At 44.5% G+C, this 19816-nt stretch carries 20 protein-coding genes and 1 pseudogene; 12 read left to right on the top strand and 9 right to left on the bottom strand.

All coding sequences use genetic code 11. The features are described from left to right. Positions 1–16: 16 nt before the first annotated feature. Positions 17–229, bottom strand: a complete 213-nt coding sequence (locus tag AB6E51_RS01385) for a TIGR02450 family Trp-rich protein (RefSeq protein WP_017065368.1) — start codon at positions 227–229, stop codon at positions 17–19. 176 nt (positions 230–405) lie between these two features. Here AB6E51_RS01385 and AB6E51_RS01380 point away from each other — a divergent pair, with 176 nt between their 5' ends. Beyond that, entirely contained in the window at positions 406–681 is a 276-nt protein-coding gene (locus tag AB6E51_RS01380) for a nitrogenase-stabilizing/protective protein NifW (RefSeq protein WP_102333174.1), read from the top strand. Positions 682–816: 135 nt separating this feature from the next. Continuing rightward, the gene (locus AB6E51_RS01375; RefSeq protein WP_017060330.1) at positions 817–1941 is read left to right on the top strand and encodes a M14-type cytosolic carboxypeptidase; all 1125 of its coding nucleotides are present in this window, start codon (positions 817–819) and stop codon (positions 1939–1941) included. 143 nt (positions 1942–2084) lie between these two features. Here AB6E51_RS01375 and AB6E51_RS01370 read toward each other — a convergent pair whose 3' ends face one another. Both AB6E51_RS01370 and AB6E51_RS01365 read right to left on the bottom strand, forming a co-directional pair. After that, on the bottom strand, positions 2085–2441 hold the full coding sequence (locus AB6E51_RS01370) for a hypothetical protein (RefSeq protein WP_017060329.1): 357 nt from the start codon (positions 2439–2441) through the stop codon (positions 2085–2087). Between the two features lie 267 nt (positions 2442–2708). Continuing rightward, a pseudogene (locus AB6E51_RS01365) lies at positions 2709–3336 on the bottom strand (LysE family translocator). Between the two features lie 209 nt (positions 3337–3545). Here AB6E51_RS01365 and AB6E51_RS01360 point away from each other — a divergent pair. The 3 genes from AB6E51_RS01360 to AB6E51_RS01350 all read left to right on the top strand — a co-directional run bounded on the left by AB6E51_RS01360 (position 3546) and on the right by AB6E51_RS01350 (position 5689). Next, positions 3546–4784 (top strand): DEAD/DEAH box helicase, encoded by a 1239-nt coding sequence (locus tag AB6E51_RS01360; protein ID WP_372058816.1) that lies wholly within the window; start codon positions 3546–3548, stop codon positions 4782–4784. A gap of 253 nt (positions 4785–5037) precedes the next feature. Then, the gene (locus AB6E51_RS01355) at positions 5038–5259 is read left to right on the top strand and encodes a hypothetical protein (protein WP_017057116.1); all 222 of its coding nucleotides are present in this window, start codon (positions 5038–5040) and stop codon (positions 5257–5259) included. 127 nt (positions 5260–5386) lie between these two features. Beyond that, the gene (locus tag AB6E51_RS01350; protein WP_017065764.1) at positions 5387–5689 is read left to right on the top strand and encodes a thiamine-binding protein; all 303 of its coding nucleotides are present in this window, start codon (positions 5387–5389) and stop codon (positions 5687–5689) included. Positions 5690–5746: 57 nt separating this feature from the next. On the opposite strand, the gene AB6E51_RS01345 is transcribed toward AB6E51_RS01350, so the two are convergent. Together AB6E51_RS01345 and AB6E51_RS01340 are read right to left on the bottom strand one after the other, a co-directional pair. Continuing rightward, positions 5747–5914 (bottom strand): hypothetical protein, encoded by a 168-nt coding sequence (locus AB6E51_RS01345; protein ID WP_372058815.1) that lies wholly within the window; start codon positions 5912–5914, stop codon positions 5747–5749. A 109-nt stretch (positions 5915–6023) separates the two neighbouring features. Beyond that, positions 6024–6287 (bottom strand): DUF1289 domain-containing protein, encoded by a 264-nt coding sequence (locus AB6E51_RS01340; protein WP_017060324.1) that lies wholly within the window; start codon positions 6285–6287, stop codon positions 6024–6026. 188 nt (positions 6288–6475) lie between these two features. Here AB6E51_RS01340 and AB6E51_RS01335 point away from each other — a divergent pair, with 188 nt between their 5' ends. From AB6E51_RS01335 to AB6E51_RS01315, 5 genes are all read left to right on the top strand, one after another. Then, complete coding sequence (locus AB6E51_RS01335; RefSeq protein WP_004734625.1) at positions 6476–6922, top strand: META domain-containing protein; 447 nt, start codon at positions 6476–6478, stop codon at positions 6920–6922. 428 nt (positions 6923–7350) lie between these two features. Next, positions 7351–8517 carry an ABC transporter substrate-binding protein gene (locus tag AB6E51_RS01330; RefSeq protein ID WP_017060323.1) on the top strand — a complete coding sequence of 389 codons (1167 nt, stop codon included), beginning with the start codon at positions 7351–7353 and terminating at the stop codon, positions 8515–8517. Positions 8518–8522: 5 nt separating this feature from the next. Next, positions 8523–10223, top strand: coding sequence for an ABC transporter permease (locus tag AB6E51_RS01325; RefSeq protein WP_372058814.1), 1701 nt, complete (start codon positions 8523–8525; stop codon positions 10221–10223). Continuing rightward, on the top strand, positions 10189–10839 hold the full coding sequence (locus tag AB6E51_RS01320) for an ATP-binding cassette domain-containing protein (RefSeq protein ID WP_017065359.1): 651 nt from the start codon (positions 10189–10191) through the stop codon (positions 10837–10839). The genes AB6E51_RS01325 and AB6E51_RS01320 overlap by 35 nt, the downstream gene beginning before the upstream one ends. After that, the gene (locus AB6E51_RS01315) at positions 10829–11446 is read left to right on the top strand and encodes a CDP-alcohol phosphatidyltransferase family protein (protein ID WP_017060320.1); all 618 of its coding nucleotides are present in this window, start codon (positions 10829–10831) and stop codon (positions 11444–11446) included. Before AB6E51_RS01320 ends, AB6E51_RS01315 begins: the two co-directional genes overlap by 11 nt. A 93-nt stretch (positions 11447–11539) precedes the next feature. Here the strand turns inward: AB6E51_RS01315 and AB6E51_RS01310 are convergent, their stop codons facing one another. From AB6E51_RS01310 to AB6E51_RS01295, 4 genes are all read right to left on the bottom strand, one after another. Beyond that, positions 11540–12493 (bottom strand): class I SAM-dependent methyltransferase, encoded by a 954-nt coding sequence (locus tag AB6E51_RS01310; RefSeq protein ID WP_372058812.1) that lies wholly within the window; start codon positions 12491–12493, stop codon positions 11540–11542. A gap of 8 nt (positions 12494–12501) precedes the next feature. Continuing rightward, a complete protein-coding gene (locus tag AB6E51_RS01305) occupies positions 12502–13200 on the bottom strand; it encodes a TIGR01621 family pseudouridine synthase (RefSeq protein ID WP_017060318.1) in 699 nt (232 codons plus the stop codon). A 178-nt stretch (positions 13201–13378) separates the two neighbouring features. Beyond that, positions 13379–14995: a methyl-accepting chemotaxis protein gene (locus tag AB6E51_RS01300; RefSeq protein WP_372058811.1), complete on the bottom strand. Its 1617-nt coding sequence runs from the start codon at positions 14993–14995 to the stop codon at positions 13379–13381. A 188-nt stretch (positions 14996–15183) separates the two neighbouring features. After that, positions 15184–16617, bottom strand: coding sequence for a sodium-dependent transporter (locus AB6E51_RS01295; protein ID WP_050546918.1), 1434 nt, complete (start codon positions 16615–16617; stop codon positions 15184–15186). 366 nt (positions 16618–16983) lie between these two features. Between AB6E51_RS01295 and cls the strand changes: the two genes are divergently transcribed. Together cls and AB6E51_RS01285 are read left to right on the top strand one after the other, a co-directional pair. Then, on the top strand, positions 16984–18438 hold the full coding sequence (cls, locus tag AB6E51_RS01290; RefSeq protein ID WP_102429174.1) for a cardiolipin synthase: 1455 nt from the start codon (positions 16984–16986) through the stop codon (positions 18436–18438). A gap of 182 nt (positions 18439–18620) precedes the next feature. After that, on the top strand, positions 18621–19805 hold the full coding sequence (locus tag AB6E51_RS01285) for a cystathionine beta-lyase (protein ID WP_017065338.1): 1185 nt from the start codon (positions 18621–18623) through the stop codon (positions 19803–19805). Positions 19806–19816 lie beyond the last annotated feature (11 nt).

The following is a 19816-nucleotide window of genomic DNA, read 5'->3' as shown; positions in this document are numbered from 1 at the left end:
AAACAGGCTTCTAGCCCTACTTCCAGCCTGGGAGCCAATTTTGATTATCAGTAAGCTCTCGCCAATTGATGTTTTCTTCTCGTTTAGTCATTACTGCCTCTATCATGCAGCGCACTACTTCCCCTTCATCAAATTCAACTTCTGTGACCATAAAGTGCTTTTCTTTCTTCAAAGGGCTAACGGCCGTCCATTTACTGCGAAGTAGTTTCTTTGGATTGATTCGATTCATTGGTTCTGTCCTGTCTTAGTTTTTTAATACTTTATCTATAATCCTCAAAGAGTTAAAAAGATCACTTAAAGTTTAAAAAGCCCACGATTCAAACCCAGGTAAGTCATAACTAAAATCAATAAAACAAATCGTAAACTCGATACAATAGTTGTCACCAGAACAGAAACCTACTTCCCATGAGCCAAACAGAATTCCAACAAAAAATAGCGAGTTTCACTGCCATCGAACAAGCGCTTGATTACTTTGAGATTGGCTTTGATAGCAAGTTCATCGACCAAAATAGAGTCGAGCTTATGAAACGCTTTAATGGTTATCTGATCCTGTCAAAACCCGATGATTGGTTCTCAGGAAGAAGAGCGCTGAAAAACGCTTATTGTAAGGTTCAACGCAGCAAGTTAGATCGCCACACACGTTCAGCCTGTCGTGGGTGTACAACTTGTCAGCGTCGATAGATAGGAAGTACTGCTCAAAGTAGAGAACTAAAAAGTAGATAGTTGAAATAACATCTCATTACGATTTAGTTAGTGGTTTGCTCGAAAAAAAGTGTGCTAGTCTTACGGCAACTCAACTACGAGATAAAAACTACAATGAAAATTTTCAGCAATTTCGAAAGCGGCAACATTCACGTCGTTTCTGCAGATTCACCACAAAACATTCAACTGACGATCCCAGCAGACTACCAAACTGAAATCTCTCAGTGGTTTCACTTCCGCTTAGAAAGTGAAGCTCAACAATCTCACCACTTTGAAATCGGTCAATTGGCAACATCTGCCTACCCTGAAGGCTGGAAAGATTACGATGTAGTTGCATCGTATGACCGTGAAGAGTGGTTCCGTATCCCATCTCAGTTCGATGGCGATACATTAAGCTTCGATATCATCCCTGAACACGATTCAATGTACTTCGCGTACTTCGCGCCGTACTCATACGATCGTCACCAAGATCTTCTGCACAATGCTCAAACGCACCCTGCTTGTAAGCTTGAAACTCTAGGTCAGACGCTAGACAACAACGACATCACTTTGCTAACCATCGGCGAGCCAAGTGAAGAGAAGAAAAACATCTGGGTTATTGGTCGCCAACACCCTGGCGAGACGATGGCTGAATGGCTGATCGAAGGCCTGCTACAACGCCTACTTGATGAAACAGATACGGTTGGTCGCTCTCTTCTAGACAGCGTTGTGTTCAGAGTTGTACCAAACATGAACCCAGATGGCAGCATCCGCGGTCACCTGCGTACTAACGCGATTGGCGTAAACCTGAACCGCGAATGGCAATCACCTTCTATGGAACGCAGCCCAGAAGTATTCCTTGTTCGCGAGCGTATGCTAGAAACGGGCGTTGACCTGTGCCTAGATATTCATGGCGATGAAGCGATTCCATATAACTTTGTAGCAGGCAGCGAAGGCACGCCTTCATACAACGAGCGCATCGCGAAGCTAGAGAGCCACTTCAAGCAAGCACTGCTCACTATCACGCCAGAGTTCCAAGATGAATTTGGTTACGATAAAGACGAACCAGGCAAAGCAAACATGACAGTTGGCACAAACTGGATTGGTGAGCAATTCAAGTGTTTGGCTTACACCGTCGAGATGCCATTTAAAGATCACATCAGTCACGCTGACGAACTTTACGGCTGGTCTCCAGAACGAAGTGTCGCGTTTGGTCACGATATGCTAGCCGCAGTTTGGGCTACAGTAGACGAGCTATAAGGCGAACTAAGCTCATTAGCTTTACCTGTATCGCCTTTGGTTTATAAGAATCTGGGCTATAGATAGAACAAAGCCCAGCACTTGTGAAAGTGCTGGGCTTTTTAATATCGGCTTGGATGAGTGAATCTAACTTTAAAAGCTTTCTATGCCACTCTGAGGCTAGCAAAAAACACTGGGTATCTTTGCCTAATGTGGCGTTGTTCAGACACCATATCTTTGAAGCTCGGACCTTGTGATAACTGAACGATCACTTCGTCACCTTCTTGTCGCAATACAGCACCGCTAATATCGATACTGTTGTTGTCATGCAACCTCAAGGTGCCGGCCATTGAAAAGCCACGATAAACCGGAATGATGTTACGCATCATCAGGCGTACACCCTTTTCAGAAACTTCGCTGACATGAAAAAGCTCATCCTTAATTCGCATCACCGGACGAGCCTTTTGAGGGTACTTTAAGCGGTAATATTTGCGTTTCTGGGTGAATGAATCTTCACGCATTGGTGACTCCCTGTCTCTGTTATTTCGGTCAAGCAATAGGCTGTAGCTTCAATTGGTCTCAAATAAACACATTCACCAAATTGATAGCTAATAATTATATCGACTTCCCGAGCTAATGCTTTAGAGATTTATACAGAGAAACACTGATTGCTTAGCATTCAGTAAAAAATGAGAACTGAATCGGAAATGAAAACTAAGATGGAAACGAGAACTAAGCCGGAAATGAACTGAACCAATAGCTAAAAACCCAATTCTTCGCATCGCACCCTAAAGCTGAAACAATGCCAACTGAATGCTGAAGCCCACGAATAGAATCCCACACACAATGTTCATCATTTGCGAGGAGCGCTTATTATCCATACAAGCGCTTAAAGGTATCCGCCATTAAGATCACAACTAAGAACCACATCGACACCACTGACGCTTGAATTGCACCAAGTATCAAACTGTCTGTCACAATCGCATCTGTTGAAACAAATTGAGGGAATATAGAAAGATAAAACAGGACAATTTTAGGATTCAGTAGATTAGTGAGAAGCCCTTTGAAAAATTGCTTATAAAGCTTACTTCCCGATGCACTGACCACAGAGAGCACGCCCTCTTGAGCGCGCAGCGCCGCACGAAAATGGTTATACCCAAGCCAGACAAGATACAAAACCCCAGCCCACTTTAGCCCTTCAAAGGCCATGGGAGTGTTCGACAGTAATAAGCTTATGCCGTTAGCCGAGATAAAGGCATGAAAAAAGAAACCACATGACACGCCCAACACGTTCACAAATGCGAACAGCTTCCTTTGAGTTAAGGCTGTGCTTAATACCAACAGCGCATTTGGGCCCGGGATAATGGCAATAAAAAACACGATAACGATAAACAGCCAGATACTGTCCCAACTCATTTCGATCTCATTTCATGAACATTTTTAGGGCGGACATTGTACGTCCATTCAGTGCCATTACAATATGATAAACGCTTAATTATCGCGTATAGCTAACAGACATAATTCGCGCGTATAATGAATGTGTTTATCGTCTAACATACAAAACTGATTCTCTAACATTTGTAGCCCTGATAGACTCCACCTCCTTTTTGATACTTGGTTCATTTATGTCATTTGATAACCTCACCCTTAACGCAAAAACCGTCACAGCGATCCCTTCTCAATTCGACAAACCGACTGAGATACAACAAGCGGTAATTCCATCAATTATTGCGGGTAAAGACGTACTTGCGTTGGCTCAAACGGGTAGCGGAAAAACGTTGGCGTTCGGCTTACCTTTACTGAATAACATCAACCAAGATGTGAATGAACTGCAAGCACTGATCATTGTTCCAACCCGTGAACTTGCATCTCAAGTGACCAAATCTTTAGAGCCGATCGCAACAGCGCTTGATATCAAATTGGTAACGCTAACGGGCGGCGTAAATACTGATGATCAACAGCAACAATTATCGACTAAACCACAATTAGCCATCGCCACACCGGGCCGCTTACTTGCTTTAATCAAAAGTGATGAACTGGATGTCGCTCAGTGTTCATCATTGGTTCTTGATGAAGCCGACCGCCTGATCGACATGGGCTTTTGGCCAGATGTTCAAGCGATTACTTCAGCACTACCGAGCAAACGTCAGTCACTGTTGTTCTCTGCGACACTTCCGCCCGAATTAGTAGGTCAGGCTGAAGAGCTTCTTTCAAATCCAGTTAAGGTCACGACACATCAAGAAAACAGCGTGGTCGCGGCTATTGAAGAAACCCTGTATTTAGTGAACAAAGGCAGTAAAGCTCAAGCGCTCATCGCACTACTCAATCAACACACATGGCCGCAAGTATTGGTATTTATTGGCGCAAAAGACAATGCCGATGCATTAACCAAACGATTGAATAAAGCCAAAATCAGTGTGAGTGCGTTACATGGAAATAAGAGCCAAGAAGAACGAGAGCAAGCATTAGAAAGTTTCAAAAATGGCGAGACTCGTGTGCTTATCGCGACAGACGTGATGGCTAGAGGCATTCATATTGATCAATTACCTGTCGTAATTAACTTCGAATTACCCTCTCACTCAGCAACTTACGTACACCGCGTTGGTCGTACAGCAAGAGCAGGAAGTACTGGCTGCGCGGTCTCTCTGGTTAGCCACAGCGAAACTGACTACCTCAATGCGATTCGCACCTTGACCAATAAGCCGTTAGTGCTGCAACCATTAGAGGGTTTCCCGGTTACCGACAAACCTGCATCTGAAACGACCGCTCGCAAGCGTCCACCTAAAGATAAAATGGCCAATCGAAGAACAGCTAAAAAGAAAAGCATTAAGCAATTTAAAAGCAAACCAAATAGCTCTAAGTAACCAGAAATAACTCTAAGTAACCAGAAATAGAATGGTCAGCTCAGTTTGTACTGGGCTTTTTTATATGCAACAAAATACAAATTCACACCCAAAAACTTCCCTAAAGTTGCCAACTTAAATGACACTTTTGTGAATTATGATGCCAACGTATTGATTCTTGGTTGCTCAAAAAAAATACTCTTAAATCACGTTGACGCCCCTATATCTAGCAACTAGATTTTTCTATTAGTGTCTACAACAGGAGGTCATTGAAATGAAACGTGCTAGCTCTACATATCGATTACAACTGATTAAGGAAGTGGCAACTCGCCGAGATCGTCAACGTTCCAATGACCCGATGGCAAACTACATACAAACCCTAATAGATAATAAAGATGATTGTGATACTTCGGTTGAACGCAACCAGAGGTTCAGTGGCAGTCATTTTGATGAGCACATAGGTGGTTGGGTAAGTGACCACTGGGGTAACAAGTAGGACAAAGAGAGTAATCCAACCAGCATAATCGCTGTAGAATTCGTCTCCGAATTAACCTATCATCTGCAACAATTCCCTATCCTAGAGTAAGCAGAAAGTGTCTGAGTTAAAAAGAGAAAAAGAAGTGATGGTTGCCTTCCAAGTGATACCTCGCGTTAAAGAAGGCAACAACTTCGAAGTGGTTGATAAAGCCATTGAAGTTGTGAAAGCTGCCGATGTGCCTTTCCAAGTCGGTGCGATGGAAACTACGATGAAAGGTGAACTCAACCAATTACTCGATATCGTTAAAAAAGCAGAACAAGCTTGCTACGATGCAGGGGCGGTAGAAGTGATCACAAACATTAAGATTCACAGTAAAACCACCGAGGCCGATGATACATTTTGCACGTACCATCGTGGTGTAACGAAAGCGAATCACATGTTTGTTTAATCACATTTTTGTTTCTGAAAACTGAGCTTTAAGAAAGGCTCTGAAGAACCAGTGGTGTTATTGGAAAGGCATGTCTGAGAGGTGAGAAAGGATTTCCATTCGTTCTTCTTCTGACATCGAATGCCAATCACGCGGAGTCTCTTCAGGGTCATATTTTGCCCCGATCGGTTTTCGGTCAAGTGCTTTGACTGGCTCTTTTTTGATTTTTACGTTCTTTTTATTCATACCGACACCACTCCTTCAGGTACAAAGGTACCTACTTTAATATTACACCCCAACCATTATGTAAAGTAATAGTTACTTCGGAGTTAAATAAAATCTAAATACTTCCTCTTTAGCCAAAAAGATCTCTTTGGGGACTGGTATTTCCCTCTTCATCGACCTGCTTACCAATCAAGTTTTTTTGATTCATTATTTTTCTTCTATAGCGCTGACGACACAGCTTTATCACGTGCAATTGTTCTGACGGTGTCATCGACATCCAATTAAAGCGCTCTTCTCTCTTGCGCATACAACCGTTGCAATAGCCTTTGTCATCGCTTGAACAAACCCCAACGCAAGGGCTTGGAACTTGGAAAAACTCTAACTGCTCCACCATGCCTCCTTACACATTCAAAATTACGCTTACTCTCTCAAAAATAAGCGATTAATTTGTCGCCTGGCTCGTGAAATCCATACTAAACTATGACCTTATACTGACACATATAGTGTTTTGTAAACTATACTTTGAACCCATCAAGTTACACTTATCCGGTAACTTCGTTCTTTCCTTTGGAGCCTTATAATATGAAGTTTAGTTCAAAAAAATTACTAGCAGTAGCCGCTTTACCTATGATGCTAGCAGCATGCACAACAACAGGTGACAACGCGATGCAAGTAACACCAACCGATCTACAGCACCATAATTGGGAACTTGCGCAAATTGATGGCAAGGACATTGTGAAAAGCGAAGACCAAGCAGCTCCTCGTCTAGAGATCGGCGAAAAGATGACTGCAAACGGCATGGCTGGTTGTAACAACTTCTTCGGTCAAGGCGAGCTGAAAGACGGTCAATTCCGTATCAAGCAAATGGGCATGACAATGAAAATGTGTCACGGCTCTGCGATGGAAATCGAACAATCGGTTTCTGCTACTCTAAGCGAGTGGAGCGACGTAACGCTAACAAACGATACGCTAGTACTGAAAAACGATGTACACACGCTAACGTACACAATTCGTGACTGGGTAAACTAATCCGTCATCGAAACCAAATACTGATTAAAGGAGCCTGATGGCTCCTTTTTTATTGTCAGCTTGCCCTCACTACTTCTTCAAAATTGACACTCATCGCCGACTTTTCGTACCAGCCTCCAATAAACCTCAAAAATCTCTCATTTAGATGCAATAAATTCAACGGTTCAGCGGTCTGTTGCTAGGATGGCAAAAGCCTAGAGTCTGTCGAGTTTTCGAGGTGATTACAGATCGAACAAAACTCAACCGAGAACTCCCTGCTTGTTCTCAAGTAATTGATTGAATTTACTGTTGAATTAGAATTTATTTCAGAAACAGATAGAATAACTATTAGGGCATGTTGATCTTTCGTTAACCACGAAGGGTCAACACGCCCTAGGTCGTTTGAAAATACAATGCTCTTGCCCGTTCACTACCAAATGGAAAAGTTTATGAACAAGATAGTAAGTACGTTAGGAATCATGGCAACCGTTGCATACAGCGCAACCATTTATGCTGATGAAGCAACATCCACCGACAGCTGGAACCAAATAGAACAGCAGGCAGAGGGAGAAACTGTCTACTTTCACGCTTGGGGCGGAAGCCAAGAGATCAATCGTTACCTACAGTGGGCAGGCAAGAAATTACAAAGTGACTACGGTGTCACGTTAAAGCATGTGAAAGTGACCGATATTGCGGAAACCACCACTCGACTGCTTGCTGAAAAAGCAGCAGGAAAGAACAGTGAAGGCAGCGTCGATATCGTCTGGATTAATGGCGAGAACTTCCGCTCGATGAAAGACAACGCGCTATTGTTTGGGCCATTTACAGAGTCACTTCCAAATTGGCAGTATGTCGATAAGTCTCTGCCGATTGATGTTGATTTCTCAGAGCCGACAGAAGGCTTGGAAGCACCGTGGGGCGTGGGACAACTTGTGTTCATTCACGATCAAGAGACACTACACAACCCGCCACAATCGTTTTCAGAGATGTTGAGCTACGCTCAAGCTTTCCCAAATCGCTTAAGCTACCCTCGCCCACCAGAATTTCATGGCACGAGCTTCATTAAGTCTCTATTGATTGAACTAACAAACAATAACCCTGCACTGGCTCAGCCGGTTTCAGAAGACAACTTCCAAGAAGTGACGGCACCACTATGGGCTTACTTAGATAAATTCCATAAAGTGGCTTGGCGCGGTGGCAAACAATTCCCAGCAGGCACATCGGAAAGCATCCAACTTCTGGATGACGGACAGATCGATCTCGCGATTACGTTTAATCCAAACTCTGTTTATTCAGCACAAGCCAGTGGTCGCTTAGCCGAAACCACTAAGGCTTATGCTCTAGAAAGCGGCGCTCTATCTAACATTCACTTCCTGGCGATTCCTTGGAATGCCAATGCAACCGCAGGTGCTCAAGTGACCATTAACTTCTTATTGAGCCCGGAAGCACAGTCTCGCAAGGGTGACCTCAATGTTTGGGGCGATCCTTCGGTTCTGAGCAGCAAATACCTGACTGGCAGCGCTAAAAACACCCAGCAATTTAAATCGGTTGATGAACCACACCCTAGCTGGCAAAACGCGCTCGAGAAAGAGTGGCTTAAGCGATACGGTAACTAGTCTTCATGCTACGCGCTCTATATTTTGTTGTTATAGCTGTATGCATTATCCCGACCATTCCTGGGGTAGCGGGAGTCGTGGCTTCGTCACTGAGTTTCATCCCGCCCCTTGGTTTAGAGGAGCCGACACTCAACGGTTTTAGCCAAGTCTTTCAATGGGAAGGGGCTTGGCACTCTATTGGCTTAAGCCTAGGTTCAGCAATTGCAAGCAGCTATATAGCCTGCTTCCTGACCTTTTGTATTCTTCAAGCCTCTTGGGGAAACAAGTTTTGGAGAAAGATTGAGTTTACGCTATCGCCAATGCTTGCCATTCCACATGTAGCTTTCGCTATCGGCTTTGCTTTTCTGTTTAGTCCAACGGGGCTTGGCGCAAGAGCGGTACATCACTTGCTCGGCGAATCGGCTACCAGCTCTGAATTGGCGTTATTGGTGAAAGACCCATACGCGTTCGGCTTAATTATTATGCTCGCACTCAAAGAAGTCCCCTTCTTATTGCTGATGAGCATTTCGATACTTCAGCAAATTGATGTAGAGCGTATCACCAAGGTCAGTGCATCGCTCGGTTACAGCCGCGCTCAGATCTGGTGGAAATGTATTTTCCCACAATGGTTTACCAAGCTTCGTTTCCCAATGCTGGCGGTACTCGCTTACAGTGTCTCGGTTGTCGATATTGCTTTGATCATAGGCCCAACCAACCCGCCGACCTTTGCCGTTTTGGTATGGCAATGGTTCAACGATCCGGATCTTAACCTACTTCCGCGAGCTGCTGCTGGTGCCATCGTTTTGTTTGGTTTAGCTTCGTTGATCATCGCCTTGGCGCGTTTAGTTGAATGGGCGGTTCTTAAGTACTTTCGAACTTGGCAGTATTCCGGAAGAACAGGGGCAAACCTTCCGGGGAAAACGGTATTCACTGTCCTTGCTAGCCTTTCACTGCTGATCATTCCTTTAATGGTAATTTGGAGCGTTGCTCAGCGTTGGCGCTTCCCTGATTTACTGCCGAGCCGCTACAACATGCGCTTCTGGGAGTTCGAGTGGGATGCCATCATGAGTACTGTGGGTCAAAGCTTATGGATTGGTCTGATTGCCGCTTCAGTCGCTTTGTTGCTTGCGCTGGTGGCTCACGAATACAGAATCAAATACAAGTGGCAAGTTCCGAGCTTCATTATCGCTATTCCAATGCTAATACCACAGCTTTCAGTGTTGTTTGGTATGCAAGTCACGACCCTCTACATCGGCAGTAGTGCCTATGAGTTCTGGGTGATTTGGGCGCATGTTTTCTTTGCTTTCCCGTTCGTGTATCTGTCTTTGGATGGCCCGTGGAAAAGCTTCAATGATGGGTTGATTAAAGCCTCGCTGAGCCTAGGTAAATCGCCATTTCAGAGTTGGTATTCGATCAAACTACCAATCTTGCTTCCTGCGATTGCCTTTGCTTGGGCGGTCGGGATCAGCGTGAGTTTGGCCCAATACCTTCCAACATTAATGCTCGGCGCGGGCCGTATTAGCACGATCACCACAGAAGCCGTTGCACTTACCAGTGGTTTCGACCGCAGGGTGACAGCAATCTATGCCATTTGGCAGGCCCTATTGCCTCTGTTCTTTTTCTCTTTAGCGATATTAGTCAGCCGACTTCAACTCAGATATCGCCGTCTTACTTTTAAAGGTTTCCTAAGTAATGAGTCTGTACCTCAACGACCTCGCCATCCGTAAAACCGATGGAGATTCGCTGTTCTCAGCGCTAAACGTCACATTAGAATCTGGCCAAATACTGGCTTTGATGGGGCCGAGTGGCTGCGGAAAGTCGACCTTACTGGATGCGATTGCTGGTCACTTAAGTGAAGAGTTTTCGTACTCTGGCACCGTTGTGTTGAACAATATTCAGCTCGACGAGCTTCCATCACATCAGCGTGAAGTCGGTATTTTGTTTCAAGATGACTTGTTGTTTCCGCACCTCAAAGTATGGGAAAACTTGGCCTTTTCGTTACCGAACTCTGTTAAAGGTTCCGCTCGCCAAAAACAAGCAATGGCTGCACTAAAAGACATAGAGCTAACTCACTTAGCTGAATCTTTCCCGGATCAAATATCCGGCGGTCAACGCGCAAGAATAAGCTTGACTCGTATGTTGTTAGCCAAGCCTAAACTCGCCCTGCTTGACGAACCGTTCAGTAAGTTAGACCAAGAGCTCAGAGCACAATTTCGCGATTGGGTCTTCGAACAGCTGACCAAAGCGAATATCCCTACATTAATGGTCACGCACGACGAAGCCGATGTACCTCAAGGGGCAGAAGTACTGTCTTGGCCATGGAGAAGTAACCATGCTGGATAAGTACTCCATTAAGGTCATTAAGTGGCCATTAAATCAGTCTGCTAAGTTACTAAACCAATTGGGTATCACGGCCAATCAAACCACGTTATTCGGATTTCTGATTGGGTGTTTAGCGTTTCCAGCGTTGGCATTTCAACAATATGAGTGGGCGTTAGGCTTCATTGTGTTTAATAGAGTATGTGATGGGCTTGATGGAGCCTTGGCTCGAATCCAAGGCATTAGTGATGCGGGCGGTTTCCTCGATATCAGCCTAGATTTCCTATTCTACTCGCTGATCCCTTTTGGATTTGTCATTGCCAACCCAGAACACAACGCCATTGCCGGTGCATTTTTGATCTTCTCTTTTATCGGCACAGGCAGCAGCTTTTTAGCGTTTGCGGTTATGGCAGGCAAGCGAGGCATTGAAAACCCAGTCTATAAGCATAAGTCTCTGTACTACATGTCAGGGCTAACCGAAGGCACTGAAACCATCGCTTGTTTCATCGCGTTTTGTATTTGGCCTCAACACTTTGCGGTTATCGCTTACACCTTTGGTGCAGCTTGTTGGCTAACCACGTTCATGCGTATTTATTTTGGTTTTCAGACACTAAAAAACCAAGCTAGTTAATAAATGAGTTAGTTTCTTGCACCTATAAAAACGCCGCTCATTGTGAGCGGCGTTTTCTATATTAGTATGGATAATGCCCGCTAAATCATGACATCAAGCTTCAGCTGAAGCCGTGATTTTAAACCTCAATACCTTTAGGCTTGAATCAAGGTCGACATCGACAAACTCAGGCGGGTTGTCTAGGCGTTCAATAAACTCAACGCTTGGCGCTTCTTCTGCCATCGTCTCAATCAGGAAGTTTGGTGAGACTGCTGGTGAGTTCACACACGCAATCACTTCACCGCCTTCCGTTAGAAGCTCCGGCAAACGGCGTAAGATCTTTTTGTAGTCTTTAGTTAGGGCGAAGCTGCCTTTTTGGAACGAAGGTGGATCGATAATCACCAACTCATAAGGACCGCCCTTCTTGATTTTCCCCCACGACTTAAAGATATCGTAGCCAAGGAAGTTAACCGAGCGCATATCGTGTTCATTCAGACGGTGGTTATCGCGACCTTTGTTTAGCGAGCCACGTGACATGTCCACGTTCATGCATTGACGAGCGCCACCAGCGATAGCCGCGACAGAGAAACCACAAGTGTATGCAAACAGGTTAAGAACGTTCTTATCCTTGGCATTATCTTGTACCCACTGACGACCATTACGCATGTCTAGGAACAAACCGAAGTTCTGATTACGGCCAATGTCTAATTGGTACTTAAGGCCATGCTCAACCACAACCGGAGAGTCATTCAACTCACCCCATAGAACCTCTGAAGGCGCACCATCGGCATAACGGTGTTGCAGAACAATGCTTGTGCCCTGCTTTGATTGCCAGATATCTTTGTTGGTGAGTTCAACCAATCCAGCTTTAAGAGATGACAAGAATTCATCGTTGACTTCTTTAAACACGTTAACCAGTAGCTGTCCATCAACCCAGTCACATGTCAGTTGCTCTAGACCAGGCCAAAACTTACCGCGCCCGTGGAAAATACGGCGTAGTTCGTTTGGTACTTCATTAAGTTGCTGTTCAATATGACTAAAAAACAGAGGTAAAGCTGATGCTTCCATTATTTCACTCACTTAGTGTTTAGCTTTGGCCAAGTTAATGACCAAGGTTCAAGCCAACTGTCCAAACCGTTCGACACGGTTTCCTGATGCCACTTCTCACCCAAAGAGTTTAAGCTCCTTGGGTCGCAGACATATTCGTAGGCTTGTGATTGATAGGCAAATCGAATCGCGAAGGCATGTAGATAACCTCTGTCAGCCTCACTCGATGGATTATAAATAGGGTCACCAACAATGGCTGAGCCGATCGACTTCATCGCGACACGGATCTGGTGAGTTCGCCCTGTATAGGGTTTGCATAACAGCAGACGCTCACCGGGTTCAGCCGTTGCTGATAAAAACTGAGTAATCGCAGGGTTCTCTTTGGATGTCAGAAGTTTCCAACTTGAGCGTCGTGAACGCTCCATGTCTCCTGAGATCAAACCTTGCTTTTTCTTTGGCTTCTTAGAGCCAATCGCAAGGTAGTATTTTTCTACTTCACGCTTTGCAAATAGCTGTGAAAGCTCGCTCGCCGCCGACGCATTTTTTGCCAGCAGCAGAATGCCCGAAGTCATTTTATCTAGTCGATGAACGAGATACAGCTTAGGCTCATTAATTGCCTTAGCAACTTCTTGAAGCAACATGGTATCGCCATCGTCTTTGTGGACGCTGACTCCAGGATGCTTATTGATAAGTAAAAAATCAGAGTGGTTCAGAAGAATATCGAACATGTAAAGGCTAGCTCCATTGTAGAACGTGGAGTATACCTCGTCTGAACCCAGATTCCAGCTACGAAAAAGCCCAACTCACTCAATAAATATTGAATCGTTGGGCTTCTTTTCAGCAACTAGCGATCAGTGCGTGGTCTTTACTCGATTACCAATAGGTAAATAGAACCAAGCTACCGCTTTACCCCAGTTTAAACTTACCAACTAATGCTTCTAGCTCAGCAACCTTAGCGTTCAAGCCTGATGTATTTTCGGAGCTACGAGTTGCTAGCTGCAGAGATTGCTCAGAGATATCGCTAATCGCGGTAATGTCCGCTGCAATTTCTTTGGTCACAGCCGTCTGTTCTTCTGCCGCAGTCGCAATAGAGTTAACCATGCTTTGTACATTGCCCGCACCGCTCACAATCGCTTCTAGAGCCGAAACAGCACCTGAGCTTTGCTCAACACCAATCTCAACTAAACGACAGTTATCTTGAGTGTAAGTCACCGCTTCTTGAGTGCCCGATTGAATCGATTGAATGATGCCCGAGACTTCTCGTGTCGCTTTGGTTGTTCTTTCTGCTAGCGCTCGCACTTCATCGGCTACCACAGCAAAACCACGACCAAACTCGCCTGCACGTGCCGCTTCAATTGCAGCGTTAAGAGCTAACAGGTTAGTTTGCTCAGCAATGTCTTCGATTACCTTGATAACGCTACCAATCTGCTCACCGTGAGAACCTAGAGTATTCATTTGCAACGACATATCGCTCATTTGAGTCGACACTTGTTGAATACTCGCCACCATCTCAACAATCACGTTGCGGCCATCTTCTGCAGAGGTTTCTGAGCGACGTGCTTCTTCATAAGTTGAAGTACCTTGCTGCGCCACTTCAGAAATGGTCAAGCTTAGCTCTTCAGCAGCCGTTGCAATCAAGTTAGCTTTGTCTGCTTGAGCTGATGCACCAGTAACGATGTCTTGGCTAATAGAAGAGAGCTCCCCTGTCACCGATTGGACTTGGTGAGTCACAGACGAGATTGAACCTAATAGGTCTACTAGTGATTTCTGCATCTGGTTAATCGACTTAGCCAGTTCAGCCAATTCATCACCAGAATCATCAATAATGTCGCCTGCCGTTAGGTCACCATTTGCTACGCGTCGTGCTACTTGTTCTACACGAGTAAGACGATTGGTAATAGAGCTAGACAATAGATACGCAATCACACAACCAAAGACAATCGCAATAGCAGACAACACCATGATAGTGCGCTCGATGGTAGTAAACGTGTCGGTTAGTGTCAGTAGTGACTGTTCTGTATCTGCACGCTCACTTGCTGACGCTTGATCCAGTAAGTTCTCAATAGGGATAAGATTGCTCTCATACAAAGATCGTAGCTGTTGAATATTGGCTAGTAGCGCAGCTTCATCATTGATCTTCGGCACAAGCTTTGATTCAAACTCTTTAGTGAAACGCCCCATCAGGTCTTCAATTCGCTGAATACGGCGGTGGTCTTCCGAACCTCTACTCTCCAAACGCTTAGCCTGCTCGATAGCTTGAGCAAATTCGTTCTTGCTGGTTCGATAATCATTGAGTGCGTTATCAACCAGTGTAATTGCACCAAGCGCATCTCGGTATACATCACCCGCTTCATCAATCAGTACCAGGTAGGTAACAGTACCCGGAACATCGTCCATTCTAATTTCATCTGCGCTCTGGTGCGCGCCGATAACTTCTATCCATACAATACTGACTAACGTAACAAGCACCGCCAATATAGAGCCAAAACCGGCATACAGTTTCTTTCTCACTGACAATTTCACACAACACCTACCTAAATTAAATACCGATCAAAAATTCTTGATATTCAATATATCGGCTAGGTGACGGATAACTTTAGTGAATGTAATGTTTTATTTTTTGATAAGAATTAAGTATTTGAATAAAAAAACGGGAGCCATTGGCTCCCGTTTCTTAACTTACTTTAGCTCGCGATTGTAGCTTCTTAAAACTATAGCTTCTTAGAGATAAGCGCAGAGCCAGCAATAATACCAATACCTAGTAGCATGATTGCACCTTTACCGCTGTCGAAGCCAGAAGAGATACCCATGAATGCAACGATTGCGATAGCTACTGGGATGATGTACTTAACTAGCGTGTACCATAGACCGAATAGTGGGAAAGATACTTCACCATCGTTAGTGATTTCTTTCTCTAGGTCAGCACGGTTTAGTCTCCAACCAGCGAAGATACATACCAACATACCGCCAACCGCTAGGAAAATCTTATCCGTTAGTAGGTCGAAAATGTCGAACGCGCCAGTATCAAACAGTGTTGGACCGAAGCCGCCAAGTGATAGAGAAGCGAAGATACATAGAATCGCCATTACAACACTTGCAGACAGTACCGCTGTTACACGCTTCATGCCTTTCTCATCGATTAGGTAAGAAACCACAACTTCAAGTAGAGATACTGAAGATGTTAGTGCCGCAACACTCAAACCAACGAAGAACATAAGAGCAAATAGAAGACCAACTACGCCGCCCATTTCAGCGAATAGCTGAGGAACAACAACGAATACTAAACCAGGGCCCGCTGCAGGTTCCATACCGAACGCGAACATTGCAGGGAACATTGCAACACCAGCTAGAATAGCAACACCAGTATCCATTGCGGTTACCATTGCTGTTGTCTGAACTAGGTTCTCTTTCTTCTTAAGGTAAGAACCGTATGTCATCATACAACCCATACCAAGACTTAGAGAGAAGAATGCTTGACCTAGAGCGGCTAGGATTACATTGCTGTCTACTTTAGAGAAGTCAGGACTGAATAGGAACTCAAGACCAGCCATCGCGCCCGGAAGCATAATGCCTTTGATTGATACTACAATAAGGATAATGAAAAGAAGCGGCATCAGGATCTTACCTGCTTTCTCAATACCACCAGAGATACCTTTCATAACGATAACAACGTTAAGTAGTAGGTATAAGCCCATCCACATTAGTGGTTGAACTGGGTTTGAGATAAAGCCACCAAAGCTATCACCAATTGCTTCTGGTGCGTCTAGAAGACCACCTGCAATTTTACCGATGTATGCGATTGACCAACCGCCTACTACTGGGTAGAAACCCATGATAAGTAGACCACTGAATACGCCGATAACGCCAGCGAACGTCCAACGACGGTCAGTTGTTTTAAATGCACCTACTGCTGATTTTTGCGTATGACGGCCAATCGCAAATTCAGTCAGCATGACACTGAAACCAATAAAAATTACAAAAAACAGGTAAATGGCAACGAATGCACCACCGCCACTTTCGCCTGCTGTGTATGGGAATTTCCAAATGTTACCTAAGCCAACAGCAGAACCGGCTGCAGCCATTACGAATCCTAACTTCGAACCCCAGGTATCGCGGGGTGTTGTGGTTGTATTACTAGTAGCCACGTGTACTCCAAACTTTTGTGTTATGTGATGTTGTGTTTTGCTTTGGGTGGCGTCTTTAAAAGGAAGGTGTATAAATAAATTTACACACCTAAAAGATTTGATTGACGCTCGTTGTCTAGCAAGTAAACCAGTTTAAGAATAAAATTGGAAGAGCATACCGTACAAATTTCGTTAAAGATGTAAATTTTTATGGTTAAATGCCGACTTTTCATACAAAACAATCGTTTTCTTCTTAAGTTGACCAAAACTTAACAACTTTAACCTATTTACATCTTTTGCTCTATTTTGTAAATAGTTGAATCCTTAAATTCCCATATCCGTTAAATAGCATTACTATCTAAGTGTCTCTTTTTTCGAGTATTCAATGTGGATAAGCTTTATCATTTTTTAACTTTGGCCTCTGTTGTTTTGTACTGGGTTCTCGTAGCCGGTGTGACGTTTCGTGTTGTACTAAAACGACGCTCTGTCAGCGTTTCTCTTGCTTGGCTAATGGTTATCTACATTATCCCGATTGTTGGTGTAGCTTGTTACTTCCTTTTTGGTGAGCTAAACCTAGGCAGAAAAAGGGCTGAACGCGCTCATCGTATGTTTACCCCTTTCGGCGACTGGTTCCGTCAATTGAATGATTGCCAACTTCACCAACCAGGTAAAGTCGGCTCCCCTATCCATAAGATTGACGAGCTTTGTAACAATCGAATGGGCATCCCTGCACTCAGTGGAAACACTCTATCGCTGCAATCTTCACCAAACGAGATCCTACACGCAATTATCGAAGATATAGAAAATGCACAAACCAGTATCAAGATGGTTTTCTATATTTGGCATCCAGGTGGCCTGACCGATTCGGTTGCCTCTGCGCTGATTCGCGCTGCAAAACGTGGCGTAGATGTTAAAGTTTTGCTCGATTCAGCCGGTAGCCCTCGCTTTTTCAAAAGCCACTGGCAGTCAATGATGAAGGACGCAGGCGTTCAAGTCGTACAAGCACTAGAAGTGAGCCCATGGCGTATTTTCTTACGTCGCCTAGATTTAAGACAACACCGCAAAATCATTGTGATTGACGAGACTATCGCCTATACGGGTTCAATGAACATGGTCGATCCTGTTCACTTCAAACAAAGTTCCGGCGTTGGTCAGTGGATTGATGTAATGGTCAGAGTGACTGGGCCAACCGTTAATGTGTTATCCGCTATTCATGGCTGGGATTGGGAAGTTGAGACTGGTGAACGCATTCTCCCTGATATACCTGAATGCCCAGTTGAAGAAATCATGACACATCATCCGGTTCAAGTAGTGCCGTCTGGCCCTGGCATGCCGGAATATTTGATCTTACAAGTACTGACCATCGCCATCAATCAAGCGAATCATTCTGTACGTATTACTACACCTTATTTTGTGCCAAGTGCTGACTTACTCGAAACACTTAAGATGACAGCTCAACGCGGCGTAACTGTAGAACTGATCATTCCACACAATAACGATTCACTAATGGTTAAATGGGCTTCTCGTGCGTTTTATACCGAGTTGCTTGAAGCTGGCGTGAAGATCTATGAATTTTACGGTGGCCTTCTTCATACCAAATCGGTAGTGATCGATGAAGAGTTTTGCTTGATCGGAACCGTCAATATCGACATGCGCAGTTTGTGGCTCAACTTTGAAGTGACTCTGGCTGTGGATGATGTGCATTTCACGCAAAAACTGTCTGAGCTGCAGAAATCTTATATCGCTTCATCCCACTCTGTAGAGTTAGAACAGTGGGAGCAAAGAAACCTTAGTAATCGCTTCTTTGAGAGGCTGTTCTACTTGTTCAACCCACTCCTATAATTCCAGCAATGGTTCGATTATGGCTCGTTGTTTCCCCATCGATCATTTTTAACCTTTCACTGTTAACTGAGTGAAAGGTTAAAAATCGTAAGAAAAGCGCAAAAATCCCCGCTCCGCTCTTGCTTTGAACACTCTTGGCATGTTTTAAATAGGACATAACCGATTGATAAGGAATTCACAGCATGTCCGAGAACAAAACCACTAAACTTATCACTGCCGGTCGTGATAAGAAGTGGACCAATGGTGTTGTTAACCCACCAGTACAACGCGCTTCAACTGTCGTATTTAACTCAGTAGAAGAGAAGCGTAAAGCTACGATTAACCGCGCTAACAAGACCCTTTTTTACGGACGTCGTGGAACCAACACTCATTTTGCCTTCCAAGATGCGATGGTTGAAGTAGAAGGCGGCGCGGGTTGTGCACTGTACCCGTGTGGTACAGCAGCAATTTCGAATGCCATTCTCTCTTTTGTAGAAACAGGTGATCATATTTTAATGGTTGACACCTGCTACGAACCTACTCGTGATTTCTGTGACACCATCATGAAAAAGATGGGGGTAGAGACAACTTACTACGAGCCAACGATTGGTGAAGGTATCCAAGACCTTATCAAGCCAAACACTAAGGTGCTGTTTACTGAGTCTCCAGGCTCTGTCACCATGGAAGTGCAGGATATTCCAACACTAGCGCGTATCGCTCATGAACATGACATCATCGTTATGCTAGACAATACTTGGGCGGCTGGCGTGAACTTCTCACCGTTTGATTTTGGTGTTGATATCTCGATTCAAGCAGCGACCAAATACATCGTGGGTCACTCTGATGTGATGCTAGGTACGGCAGTCGCCAATGAGAAATGCTGGGATCAACTAAGAGAGCAAAGTTACTTGATGGGGCAATGTGTCTCACCTGATGATGCTTATTTAGGGCTTCGCGGCATTCGTACTCTTGATGTGCGTCTACGCCAACACGCAGAAAGCAGCTTGAAGGTCGCAAAATGGTTAGAGACTCGTCCTGAAGTTAACCACGTTCGTCACCCTGCTCTTGAGTCTTGCCCAGGCCATGAATTCTTCAAACGAGATTTTACTGGCGGTAATGGCTTGTTCTCTTTTGTACTAAACAACTCTAATATCAAAGCGACGACAGCGTTACTTGATGGAATGACACATTTTAGTATGGGTTACTCTTGGGGTGGATTTGAAAGTTTGATTCTAGCTAACGAACCAAGCAGTTTTGACAGCTTGAGAACTGTTGCCAATCCTAATTTCGAAGGTACCTTGATACGTGTTCATATTGGGTTAGAAGATGTTGATGACCTGATTGCTGATCTAGAGGCGGGATTAGAACGTTATAGCGCTCTGATTTAATCTGAGACGAT

Source organism: Vibrio sp. 10N.247.311.47, assembly GCF_041467535.1.
GTDB lineage: Bacteria > Pseudomonadota > Gammaproteobacteria > Enterobacterales > Vibrionaceae > Vibrio > Vibrio crassostreae_C.
This window is presented reverse-complemented; position numbering and strand designations above follow the sequence as displayed.

Coding starts and splice junctions, on each gene's coding strand:
- AB6E51_RS01320 (WP_017065359.1), top strand. CDS start 10,189: ATGAGTCTGTACCTCAACGACCTCGCCATCCGTAAAACCGATGGAGAT.
- AB6E51_RS01375 (WP_017060330.1), top strand. CDS start 817: ATGAAAATTTTCAGCAATTTCGAAAGCGGCAACATTCACGTCGTTTCT.
- AB6E51_RS01285 (WP_017065338.1), top strand. CDS start 18,621: ATGTCCGAGAACAAAACCACTAAACTTATCACTGCCGGTCGTGATAAG.
- AB6E51_RS01345 (WP_372058815.1), bottom strand. CDS start 5,914: ATGAATAAAAAGAACGTAAAAATCAAAAAAGAGCCAGTCAAAGCACTT.
- AB6E51_RS01380 (WP_102333174.1), top strand. CDS start 406: ATGAGCCAAACAGAATTCCAACAAAAAATAGCGAGTTTCACTGCCATC.
- AB6E51_RS01325 (WP_372058814.1), top strand. CDS start 8,523: ATGCTACGCGCTCTATATTTTGTTGTTATAGCTGTATGCATTATCCCG.
- AB6E51_RS01385 (WP_017065368.1), bottom strand. CDS start 229: ATGAATCGAATCAATCCAAAGAAACTACTTCGCAGTAAATGGACGGCC.
- AB6E51_RS01340 (WP_017060324.1), bottom strand. CDS start 6,287: ATGGTGGAGCAGTTAGAGTTTTTCCAAGTTCCAAGCCCTTGCGTTGGG.
- AB6E51_RS01355 (WP_017057116.1), top strand. CDS start 5,038: ATGAAACGTGCTAGCTCTACATATCGATTACAACTGATTAAGGAAGTG.
- AB6E51_RS01350 (WP_017065764.1), top strand. CDS start 5,387: ATGGTTGCCTTCCAAGTGATACCTCGCGTTAAAGAAGGCAACAACTTC.
- AB6E51_RS01360 (WP_372058816.1), top strand. CDS start 3,546: ATGTCATTTGATAACCTCACCCTTAACGCAAAAACCGTCACAGCGATC.
- AB6E51_RS01310 (WP_372058812.1), bottom strand. CDS start 12,493: ATGGAAGCATCAGCTTTACCTCTGTTTTTTAGTCATATTGAACAGCAA.
- AB6E51_RS01370 (WP_017060329.1), bottom strand. CDS start 2,441: ATGCGTGAAGATTCATTCACCCAGAAACGCAAATATTACCGCTTAAAG.
- AB6E51_RS01305 (WP_017060318.1), bottom strand. CDS start 13,200: ATGTTCGATATTCTTCTGAACCACTCTGATTTTTTACTTATCAATAAG.
- AB6E51_RS01330 (WP_017060323.1), top strand. CDS start 7,351: ATGAACAAGATAGTAAGTACGTTAGGAATCATGGCAACCGTTGCATAC.
- AB6E51_RS01315 (WP_017060320.1), top strand. CDS start 10,829: ATGCTGGATAAGTACTCCATTAAGGTCATTAAGTGGCCATTAAATCAG.
- AB6E51_RS01335 (WP_004734625.1), top strand. CDS start 6,476: ATGAAGTTTAGTTCAAAAAAATTACTAGCAGTAGCCGCTTTACCTATG.